11 protein-coding genes and 1 tRNA gene are annotated in these 10,304 nt (G+C 68.1%); 5 read left to right on the plus strand and 7 right to left on the minus strand.

Features of this window, described 5'->3' with window-relative positions:
- Positions 1-258 (plus strand): integrase core domain-containing protein (locus AB0F10_RS26560; RefSeq protein ID WP_360630469.1); only part of this gene is annotated, 258 nt, incomplete at its 5' end.
- A gap of 851 nt (positions 259-1,109) precedes the next feature.
- A tRNA-Lys gene (locus tag AB0F10_RS26565) sits at positions 1,110-1,181 on the plus strand.
- Between the two features lie 217 nt (positions 1,182-1,398).
- Here AB0F10_RS26565 and AB0F10_RS26570 read toward each other — a convergent pair.
- On the minus strand, positions 1,399-1,635 hold the full coding sequence (locus tag AB0F10_RS26570; protein ID WP_360630472.1) for a hypothetical protein: 237 nt from the start codon (positions 1,633-1,635) through the stop codon (positions 1,399-1,401).
- Positions 1,636-1,742: 107 nt separating this feature from the next.
- Between AB0F10_RS26570 and AB0F10_RS26575 the strand changes: the two genes are divergently transcribed.
- Positions 1,743-1,985 carry a hypothetical protein gene (locus tag AB0F10_RS26575; RefSeq protein WP_360630475.1) on the plus strand — a complete coding sequence of 81 codons (243 nt, stop codon included), beginning with the start codon at positions 1,743-1,745 and terminating at the stop codon, positions 1,983-1,985.
- Between the two features lie 304 nt (positions 1,986-2,289).
- Here AB0F10_RS26575 and AB0F10_RS26580 read toward each other — a convergent pair whose 3' ends face one another.
- The 3 genes from AB0F10_RS26580 to AB0F10_RS26590 all read right to left on the minus strand — a co-directional run bounded on the left by AB0F10_RS26580 (position 2,290) and on the right by AB0F10_RS26590 (position 4,424).
- The gene (locus tag AB0F10_RS26580) at positions 2,290-3,765 is read right to left on the minus strand and encodes a tyrosine-type recombinase/integrase (RefSeq protein ID WP_360630478.1); all 1,476 of its coding nucleotides are present in this window, start codon (positions 3,763-3,765) and stop codon (positions 2,290-2,292) included.
- Between the two features lie 83 nt (positions 3,766-3,848).
- Positions 3,849-4,163: a helix-turn-helix domain-containing protein gene (locus AB0F10_RS26585; RefSeq protein WP_360630481.1), complete on the minus strand. Its 315-nt coding sequence runs from the start codon at positions 4,161-4,163 to the stop codon at positions 3,849-3,851.
- A gap of 138 nt (positions 4,164-4,301) precedes the next feature.
- Positions 4,302-4,424 (minus strand): hypothetical protein, encoded by a 123-nt coding sequence (locus AB0F10_RS26590; RefSeq protein ID WP_360630484.1) that lies wholly within the window; start codon positions 4,422-4,424, stop codon positions 4,302-4,304.
- A gap of 66 nt (positions 4,425-4,490) precedes the next feature.
- Between AB0F10_RS26590 and AB0F10_RS26595 the strand changes: the two genes are divergently transcribed.
- Entirely contained in the window at positions 4,491-5,006 is a 516-nt protein-coding gene (locus tag AB0F10_RS26595) for a hypothetical protein (RefSeq protein WP_360630487.1), read from the plus strand.
- Positions 5,007-5,062: 56 nt separating this feature from the next.
- Here the strand turns inward: AB0F10_RS26595 and AB0F10_RS26600 are convergent, their stop codons facing one another.
- Genes AB0F10_RS26600 through AB0F10_RS26610 form a run of 3 tightly spaced genes read right to left on the minus strand, consistent with a single transcriptional unit; the run spans position 5,063 to position 7,879 of the window.
- Positions 5,063-6,010 carry a hypothetical protein gene (locus AB0F10_RS26600; RefSeq protein WP_360630490.1) on the minus strand — a complete coding sequence of 316 codons (948 nt, stop codon included), beginning with the start codon at positions 6,008-6,010 and terminating at the stop codon, positions 5,063-5,065.
- Entirely contained in the window at positions 6,007-6,984 is a 978-nt protein-coding gene (locus AB0F10_RS26605) for a DNA methyltransferase (protein ID WP_360630493.1), read from the minus strand. Before AB0F10_RS26605 ends, AB0F10_RS26600 begins: the two co-directional genes overlap by 4 nt.
- Complete coding sequence (locus AB0F10_RS26610; RefSeq protein WP_360630496.1) at positions 6,968-7,879, minus strand: hypothetical protein; 912 nt, start codon at positions 7,877-7,879, stop codon at positions 6,968-6,970. Before AB0F10_RS26610 ends, AB0F10_RS26605 begins: the two co-directional genes overlap by 17 nt.
- Positions 7,880-8,414: 535 nt before the next feature.
- Here AB0F10_RS26610 and AB0F10_RS26615 point away from each other — a divergent pair.
- Positions 8,415-9,278, plus strand: coding sequence for a hypothetical protein (locus tag AB0F10_RS26615; RefSeq protein WP_360630499.1), 864 nt, complete (start codon positions 8,415-8,417; stop codon positions 9,276-9,278).
- The last annotated feature ends 1,026 nt before the right edge of the window (positions 9,279-10,304 follow it).

Below are 10,304 nucleotides of genomic sequence, written 5' to 3' on the forward strand. Positions count from 1 at the left end.
ATGGAACGGTGGGTGCGGACCTGCCGCCGCGAACTGCTCGACCGGACGCTGATCTTCAACCAGCGACACCTTCTGCACGCGCTGCGCGAGTACGAAATCTTCTACAACGGACACAGACCTCATCAGGGCATCGGCAACGCACGCCCACTGGCCCCGTTACCCACACCGATCACCGACCCGCACCGGCTCACCCACCTGACCATCCACCGACATGACCGCCTCGGCGGCATCCTCCACGAGTACGAGCATGCCGCCTGACCCGCCCGGATGACATTCTCGGCAGGTACAGCGTTGAGCGCTGGACGCGGTCTACCCAGGCGTTATCTGGAACCTGTTCGTACGATCTCGGATAATCTCGGAGAACTCAACCCCGGGCGTGTGCCCGCGCCGGGCCCTGGGCTTGGCCACCGGTGGCCGCAGGACCTGGCCTGCCTCGTCCTGGAAGCAGATCCAGGCGCCTTAGTCGCCGCTAACGTCTTACCGATGGCCACCGCCTGCGATGCCACGGTAGGCACAGACCAGCGTGACGAGCAGGCCGCTGACCCAGCCGCAGCCACCCGTACATGATGTCGGCGGCGAGCCGCAGGGACGCGGCGAACATGACGCCGAGGCGAGCACGCCGAGGGTGTGCGTGGTGGCGGCCACGGTCGGGTCGTGGCCTGCTCGTCCCGGGGTCCGACCAGGTAGGCCGCCATGATGGTCTTGCCGTGCCCGGCCGCGACGGCGTGCCCGCCACCGAGCACAACGGTGACCAGGAACGCGAGCACGCCCATGCCAAGGGTCAGTGAGCAGCGGCCGACCAGGTCGGTGAATTCAGGCTGCGATCCGGTCCAAGCCGCGGTGTGGTCGGGGTCCGGCGTACGGCCGGCCTACTTCTTGGACTTGCGGGCGCCTCGTCGTCACCGGTCGCTGGCCAATATCGTTGCTCCGTGGTTGCTCGTAACTTCGGCAATGGGCCCTCGTCATGCCGTAGAGGTTCAGGGATGCTCGAAGGAGCGACGTTGGCTAGCAATGCTCACGAGATTTGCAGCCCTCCGACCAGCGCAAACATTGACGCGCCTGGGACGGGGGCCTTGTCGTCAGCTCTGTGCAGGTACCCTGATCGTCGCGGGCTGCTAGCTCAATGGCAGAGCTGAGGACTTTTAATCCTTAGGTTCCGGGTTCGAATCCCGGGCGGCCCACAATAATACGCCCTTGACCTGCAAATATAGTCGTACATCTAATCGATGCGTGGCGATGGAGCACGGGTGTTTGCAGTACTCGACGGCGAAGTATTGCAGCAGGGTGGGGTGCCGCCGTGGCGGCCCGCGCGGACATGGACCTCATCGTGGGTGTCACGGTTCTGTCAACGCTTGGGTAAACCCGCATCAGCCATCGGGGCACTGGCGCGACGGAAGATCAGGCTACGCCGTGCTGACCCTCATTCGGGGCCGGTGCGCAGGCGGGGACCTCGGTCAGGTCGGCCATGTCCACGCCCGCCTCGCCGAGAAGGCGCTGCACGGCGGCAATGCTGAGCCAGTCGAGGACGTTGTCGTCGTGGATGATCCGGTACCACTGAGTCCGCCCGCGTTTGATGATCTCGATGCGGCAGACGCCGTCCGGTGTCTGCATCGCGAACTCGACCTTGGGCTCCACTCGATCGACGCTACGTCACGCCGATCAAGGCTTCCACCTGCGGAAACGAACTACTGCGGTGTAGTTCCCCGTTTTATCGATTCGAACTGACGTTCTAACATGCTGGCATGGCTACGCGCGTCGAGCACTACTTCAATCGCCGATTCGGCCTCAACCGGCGCGACGTCTTCCTGATCCGCACTGAGACCGGTTGGCAGGTCCTCGGCCGTGAGGGCGGCGCCGACGGCCGTGAGGTGGCGCACTACTTCGACGACGAGGCCGACGCCCGGACGATGTTGCAGCGGATGCTCGATGCGGTCCCGCCGGAGCTGTCGAACTGGGCGAAGATGTCGCCTACGCGGCGCCGATAGATCGGGACGGCGATCCACTTCATCGATCTCAGGTAAGTGATCTCCGTGGTACCACTGAGAAGTAGGTCGACGGGACGGCGGTTGTCGGCAAGCCGGCCCGACCGGTCCTGCGGATCAAGGCCGGTCCGGCTGTCCGTTCTGGTTCTCCTTCACCCACGGCGAAAGCTCCGGAGGAGAGCATCATGCACAAGTCCACTGCGTTCGGATCTCGGTACAGTCGCGCCTGGCGGGCCGCAAACCGACCAGGCAGGTGTTGGGCAGTTCCTGGGCTAGTGCGGTCCTGGCGGTTGTGCCTAGGACGGGCTTACGAGGCCCGGCCCCGTCGTTGCCTGGGGACTAGCGCTGCGGCGGCTTCGTGCTTGTCCCGCTCCACCTGAAGTTCGGTGAGCACCGAGGTGTAGGTGTCCGAGGTGATGGTTGAGGTGGAGTGGCCGAGGAGTTCCTGGACGTCTTTGATGTCGGCGCCTGTCGCCTTGAGATATGTCGCTGCGCAGTGCCGCAGGTCGTGCAGGCGGATCGGGGGGAGCCCTGAGTCGCGTACGAGTCGGTCGAAGCGTTTGGTGACAGTGTGGGGATGCCATTTGTCGCCGTTGGGTTGGACGAAGAAGTGCCCGTGGTCCGGCCATGTGGGGCCGCTGACCAGTTGCCAACGGGCGCGGCGCGCGAGGTAGGCGCGCCACGCGGCGAGGGTGAAGCTGTCCAGGGCGAAGGTGCGGTTCCCGGAGTCGGATTTGACCTTCTTGTCGACCGGTTCGTATCCGTCGGTGGTGCGTTGCAGGTCGACCGTGGCGAGGGCGTACTCGAGGTCGACGGTCGTGTCGCGCAGGCCGAGGGCTTCACCGCGGCGCATGCCGCGGTGAAGGATGCCGACGAAGATGGGGTAGAGGACGATGTCGTGGGCTTCGGCGTAGTCGAGGAACGCCCCGGCCTGTTCGGGTGTCCACACCATGACCGGGCTGGGCTTCTTGTCGGTCTCGCGCCATCGTTGGACGGCTTTGGCCGTCCACACCCGCGCCTTGGGTTGCTTCGCCGATTCCAGTTCGACGTGGGCGGCCGGGTTGAAGTCGATCAACCGGTTGTTGGTTTGGCTGATCGCGTCGCGGAGTGCTTTTCGCAGCGTCGCGCGGATACGCTCTTGGGTTGCCGGGCCGGTGGTCCGCATGCCCCGGACGCTGGCCCGGATCTCCGGGTCGTCGCTTTGCCGTGCGATCTCGATCATGGTGCTGCATTCTGTGATCTTGGTGAACATCGCCGCGATGTGCTCGACGCGTAGCTGCTGGATGCCGACGTGGCCGAGGTGCGGGGTGAGGTGCACCCGGATGTGGGAGGCGTAGGCGCGCCTCGTGCCCGGTTCGATCTTGCGGCGGGACGCGAGCCATTGGGTGAGGTACTCGCCGATGGTCATGTCGGCGGTGGCGGGAATACCGGCTCGGACTCGTTTGGCGATGACGTCACGGTCGGGCAGTGGTTGTCCGGCCTTGACCGCCTGGAGTAGGTCGGCGATTTCTCTCGCGAGGGTGGCGTCGTCGCCGGCGAGGCTGAGGAGGTCTTTGGCCTTGGTCAGATCGGCCTCGGCCTGCTTGGAACTGTCGAAGGTGTTGCGGCGCAGCTGCCGGCGTCTTCCGTTGGCTTTCGGTGGTAGTTCAAGTTGGTAGCCCCACCGGCCGTGGGTGGCGCTCCAGGACCCGCCCGCGCGGCGGAGCCGGGGACATTTGGTACCGAGTTTCGTGCCGTGGGCGTTGCGGCAGGTGCAGATCTTGTGGACGGGTCCTTCCGCCATGGTGGGTGGCTCCTCAGGGGTCATGGTGCAGCCGGAGGCTGCGGATTTGTCGTGGGTGATCGACGCGTGCCTTCCGGAACGGGTCAAGTCGCCGACGGCGGGAGCGGGTCGGGTGGTTGCTCGTCGTCGACTGGCAGGTGCAGGGCTTGGAGGATCGCCGCGACCGGTATGCGGTAGCGGGTGCCGAACCGGAGCACCGTGATCGGCAACTGGTCGCGTTTGGCGAGGTCGTAGGCGGCGGCGCGGGACAGGCCGAAGATCCGCGCCGCGGTGGCGATGTCGGTGACCAAGCCGAGGGCGCGGATCCGTTCGACGGTCCAGGCGGTGTCGCCGGATCGCTCGTCTCCTTCGTTCGGTTGGGGCGGGTGGTCGGCCGAGTCGTACTCGGGCATCGTCATGGCAAGGCGTCCTTTCCGGGGACGTGAGGTGAGGAGCCGCCGGCCCGAGCCGGGGAACGGCGGCGGGGAAAGCGCGCCGCCGGCCAGAGACCGGCGCAGGCACCGCTGCGGCGCCGATGCCTCGATCAGCTTTCAGTGCTAACGCAGGTAGCCGTGCAGCCGCAGGAGGCGAATAGCCTCCTGCCGGTTGCCCTTGGCTTCGATAACGGTCTGCTCTCGACCGTGGAGATACTTGACCTCGGCTGACTTACTGTCTGCCACCCAGGACCTCCCTCCCATATCCTTGCCGCACAGTTGGCTGCTTGTCTTCAACGGAAGAGAGCCCATATGTCACTTGAGGAACGCGCTCGCGCCGCAGCCGAGAGCGAACAGCGCGCGCGGCGCGAAGCCGAAGAGGCCGCAGCGCGCGCAGCGGCATCGCCAGAAAACCAAAGATTCCTCGCCGAAGAGGCTATGCGAAAAGATTCCCAGGCTCAATTGGCCCGTGAGTACGTCACGCTGTGCAAGAAACGTGACATACAGTCGTTCAATATCGAGACACCCAGCTGGTCCCAAGATCTTGTGGTGGTTTGGCCCCTGGTGCTATTTACGCCAAAGTTCAGCAGGTACATGTACGGTGAAAGCCTCGTTATCGACAAGCACGGCACGATCTACAAATACGAATTCAACCCGGGTCGTAGGGCTCTCGGAAATGAGCCCAAACGTGTGGACTATTCTCCAGTATGGGACTCATATATCGAACATGGGGCCGCCAGGATTATGGCAGACAATAGGCCAATGAACCAGGAGGAGGCGCAAAAAGTCGCCCAAGCCTTTCGGTGGCACAGGGGTCCGTCTGATTAGCCGAGACTCGACTTTTGTTCGCGCCTTGATCTTTGAGTAGTGCTGCCCGCGAGGCCTTAGGCTGTGATCTCCACCACGACTATGTGAAAGTGTCCAGATAACTCCCGCAACCCGGACACATTCCCGGATCCCGCAGCCGCCGCGGCAGCCGGGATGTCCTCGGTTACCGGCTCGGCCGGATGCGGGCAGCTCCACGGCCCACAGCCCGGCGTCTCCTGCTCATCACCGGCTCGCGGGCGCAGCACGACCTCGCCGAGCGGCACCCGCTGCCGGTGTAGGAAGAACTGCCCGCGCAATGGATGCCCGTCGGCGTTCGCTCGAGCGGATCCCTGACGGATCGCGGCGTCGAACGCGACCGCGTCCGCCCACCCGGCGGGGTCCTGCTCGCGCAGCCGCACCCATTCGAGGTCTGTGTGAAACGGGCATCCCAGGCAAGCCGACCGGGGAGTGTCCGCCAGGCCGTGTTCGGCCAGAAACGTCGAGCAGTCGCCGCGCCGCCACCCGAGATCCAGCAGCGGGAAGATGTTGCGCATGTAGGCGACGTCGGAGTCCCGGGCCCGGTGCACCTCATCGACCGAGATGCCGATCGTCATCTGCGCGAACGTCCCGGCCGGCACCCGTGCCGGGTGCGGGTAGCCGAGCCGCCGCCGCACTTCTGTCTTAATAGGACGGATCTTGTATTCGCTGGTGCATTGGCGCCTGGCCATGCCTTTCTCACCGTTGGGGCCGAGCGTGAACAGCGGCATGGACGCGAACCGGTGGGCGGGGTCGAGGGCGTCGTCGCGGATGTTGCCGGCCGAGACCCGGACGATCGGGATCCCGGCCGGCGCGGCGAGCTGCTCGAGGCGCCGCAGATGGGAATAGACGGCTACAGGCTCCCATCCGGTATCCGAGAAGATGGCGGCGTCGAACGCCGGGATCCGGCGGTGAATGGCAAGCAGTAGCAGCGCCGAGCTCTGTATGCCGGCGCCGAGCGACAAGTAGCGTGCGGTGGGATCGCTCACGCAACCACCCCGCCGTCGCCGATCGACTTTTGGAACACGAGGACGTCCTCGTGCGCGATCAACTGCATCGGGGTGCCCGACCGGCGTGCCTTACGGACCGCCTGGAGCTGGAAGAAGCTGGGCCGGGCGACCAGTGCGTCGTCGCGGACCGCGGCGAGCAGGGCGACGCACCGGTCCACCGGGGTGAGCCCGGCCCGCATTCCGGCGCCGATCACCGCGGACGGCAGGTCGACGAGTTGGCCGTGTTTGCGCCAGGGCCGGGCGGTGACCGCGACGACGCCGCCGGGCCGCAGCAGTGTCGCGCAGCCGGCGAGGATCTGCGCGAATCCGTCGGTCAGGCCGGTGAGGTCGCGGTAGGCGAGGTTGCCCTTGTCGGTGCCGTCGTTGTAGGTGTTGTCGGACTTGCGGACGCCGCCTTCGCCGGGTTCGACCAGGCCGTGCACGGTCGGCCCGTACGGCGGCGATGTCACGACCAGGGCGACCTGCCCGGTCAAGGCTGCCGGGACCAGCGACAGGATGCTGGTGGAGTCGCCGCGGATCACGGCGGCCCGGCCGGTGGCTCCTTGGGTGTGGGCGTGTTTGATGTTGGCGTCGGCGATGTCGGACCAGCGGGACTCGTACTCGATGCCGAACGCGTCGCGGCCGGCGTGCACGGCTTCGACGAGGGTGGTGCCGATCCCGCACATCGGGTCCAGCACCAGATCTCCCGGCTGGGTGTAGTGGGCGATGGCGTGCGCGGCGATCGCCGGCAGCATCCGTGCGGGGTGCTTGACCGACTCGGTCACGTAGCGGCCCTTGCGCTGCACGGGCCCGGTGGACTGGGCGGTCGCCCACACCGACAGGTCGTCCGGCCCGGCGCTGCGGTGCCGGCCGTCGTAGGCGCGGTGCCGCCCGCCGGAGGCCGGCCGGGCACCAGGAACGTCGGGCGTGGTACCCGGCTCCTGCGGGGAACGGTGCTTAGCCACGGCGGCCACCGCCCTTGCGGCCGGTCTTACCGGTCGTCGGGTCGCGTCGGCTGGTCTGGCTGAACACGAGCAGGTCGGCGTGCACCCGCAGGTGCGCGGCCTGCCACTGCCCGGTGGCGTCGGCCAGGGCGAGTAGTTCCTCGTCGGTGACGTGGTAGATGAACGCGTCGCCGTTGGTATCGGCGGCGACCGCGACGATGTGCTGCAGGTAGCCGAGCCGGACCCCGGCGGCGGCCTGCACGACCGGCGTGAAGTCCTCCGGAATCGGCGGGACACCGGCCGGGACGGCGACGATGAGGATGAGGCAGCCGCCCGGGCGCAGCAGCTGCGCGCAGGCGGTCAGCAACCACGCCAGGCGGACCCGGTTCGCGGCGTCACCAGTGTCGTCGAGCGGCCAACGGGCAACCACCAGACTGGTCACCCCGTGCAGAGAACCGTCGACCGGAACACCGGCGTCCGGTGCCGCCGGGTGAAGGGCCGGGTCGGTGAGGTCATCACCGAACCAGGCGCTCAGCTCCGGCAGATCCTCCTCGTCCTCACCGGTGCCCTCGGGCGTGGTGTCGGCGGAGTGCGCCGGGCTGACCGGGCCGACGATCAGACTGGAGGCGTCGGTGAACCAGGCCGGGTGGTGCATCCGGCCGCCGATCGCGCAGGCCTGGGTGAGAGCATGGCCGTCGGTGAGGTCGACGACGACCTCACCACGGCGGGAGTAGGCGGCGATCAGCCGGGCCGCGAGGCGCGCGCCGATGCTGCGTCCGGCGTCGGCTTCGGTCCGCGACGTTCGCCAGACGGTGATCGGCACCGGCGGGTCACCGGCGACCAGGTCGGTCGGGGCCGCGTCGATCGCGGCCGGGTCGATGGAGGCGGGCGTACTGGTGTGCTGCTGCGGCGTGTGCTCGCTCATGAAGTGGTGGGCTCCGCGCCGCGCCGTGATGCGCTGACACCCTCAAACCGGGTTTTGTCGGCTCGGGCGAACACTCGCCGACCTGTCGGCGCTCTGACACGGTTCTGACACGGTTCTGACACGACGTCGCCTGTCGGCGCCGTTCGCGCGTGGCCGGGTAACACGCGAGCGCCGTCAGCCGGCTGTCAGACGCGGTGAGACCGTGGCCGGCCCCTGGTGAGACGCCGGGCGGGCGCTGTCAGATTTCTGTGAGTCATTGGTGCACCACAACTCACCGCACCCATGCGCTTAAGTCCGCAGCTCAGAGCGTGTTTGTCAGATCCGTGCCAGAACGCTGTCAGGTACGGCGAGCGGTTGCACCGGTCCGTCAGACGGCCGGCACCCCTCACGGCCGGGGTCCGAATCGGGGCTGACCAGCGCTGTCGGAACGCTGTCAGCCGCTCGTGGCGCAATCAACCTCGGCAAGCGGCGAACCCGTTCGAACACGATCGCCACGCCGAGGAGCCCACCGCATTCGATCAGGGAGTTTCGTTGCATGACCGCCACCGCCTGGCCCGACTCACCGCTGGACGCCGTCGACGCAGCCTTCGCCGCGCTGACCACCGGACCGCAGCCGCTGCTGCTCGACCTGGAGCCGTTGCGCGAGGGCAACGACCTGCCCGACGGCAGGCTCAGCCTGCCCGCGCTGCGGCGCTGGCTGCTTAAGCACCCGCGATCCTACGACGCCCGCGACGCGGTGTGGCAGGAGCTGATCCGCCGCGCCCGCCTCAACGGCCCAGCCTGGGTGATCGCCGCGACCGCCCTGGCCCTACCCGCGTTGCGCCGCTACGCCGGGCAACTGCGCCGCGGCTGGGGCGGCGACACCCACGACCTGGACGCGGAGATCCTCACCGGCTTCCTGACCGCGTTACGGGACCGAGTCGATCTGACCCGCCCGGCGCCGTACGCGTCGCTGTGCCGCGCCGCCTGGCGGGCCGGCCACGAACTGCACCAGCGCGACGGCGCCGAAGCGATCCCGCTTCCCGAGGAGATCCTCGAGCACGTCACCGGGCCGCGCACGCCGAAACGCCCCTGGGGGCACCCCGACCTGCTGGTGCACCGCGCCGTCGAGCTCGGCATCATCGACGCGTGCGACGAGCAGCCCTACATCGACCTACGCCTCGGGCACCGCGCGATCGAACCGATCGCCGCCCGGCTGGGACTGGAAGTCGACACCCTGCGCCGCCGCATCGAACGCATCGACGCCCGCATCGCCGAGGCGGTCAGCGACGGCATGCTCTCCGAGGTCACCTCACCGCAGGTCCGGGCACAATGGGCGCGTAAAGCCGAGCAGCGCCGCCGGATCCGCGCCGGCCGCGGCCCCACCGCACCGGAACAGCCGCAGCTGCTCGTCGCCTGAACCACCCTGCGACACCACTTCAGCGGGCCCGACGTCTACGTCGGGCCCGCTGCGCATGTGCGGGCGAGCATCCACCGACTCGGCGAGCTCACTGCGGCCGGCACGGTCCGGCGCCGGCCGCACGCATCATCGAAGTTCGCGAGAAGCGACCGCGCCGCGATCGGCCCTGGTCGGCGACCGCCGCTTGGCCGGCCGGCCCTGCGATGTCGATGCTCGCGTCCACGCGGGCCGGCGGTTGGCGCGGCGGCAGTCCATGGTGATGAGCCGTGTCGGTTCCGGAATCGGCAGCGATCCCTCGCAGACAGGGACCAGACGCCCGGCGCGATGTCGACAGTTGCGGGCTTGCAGCAGTCCGATACGAGTCTGACAGCGGCCATTTACCTGCCGCCCGCGCACTGCTGTCAGACGTGAGCCGGCCGCCACGCCCCACCGTCGAACCAGGGTGAAAGCGGCCCTGACCTGCGCTGTCAGACCCGCAAAGATCGTGTCAGGTTCGTGTGAGACGGCCGGGTGTTCGCCACAGCCGACAAACACCGGTTTGAGGGTGCGGAACCGCCGCGGCACCGGACAACGGGTGCCTCCGGCGGCGGTCTCCGCCCGCCGCCGGGCCCCGAGTCTTCGAGCCGGTCGACGTGAGCCGGGGACGTTCTCGGGTGCCGCGCCCTTGATGCGCTGACACCTCATCACAGCGAAACCCGAACAGGGAGGACGAGCTCCTCCCGAGACACCCGCGCTCACCTCGCAACCGTCCCTCACCTCTGGCGCCCGGCGGCGGTCCATTCCCGCCGCTTCGAGCAACGCCGCGCACCCTCTTCTGCGGGTGCGCGGCGGGAGGTGAACCCGCCATGTCCCGCACGCTGCGGGCACGACTGCGTGCCCCGAACACCCCCTCCATAGCTATGGCCCGCCGGGCAGGCCGTGGGGGGGGCCCCACACGGGCGCGCGCGGCGATGACGTTGGCCCCCCCCCCCCCCCCCCCCCACCCCCCCACCCGGAAGGGTGGGGGGAAAAGACGCACGCCAGGCG

The sequence above is a fragment of the Actinoplanes sp. NPDC026623 genome (genome assembly GCF_040638275.1).
Classification (GTDB): domain Bacteria; phylum Actinomycetota; class Actinomycetes; order Mycobacteriales; family Micromonosporaceae; genus Actinoplanes.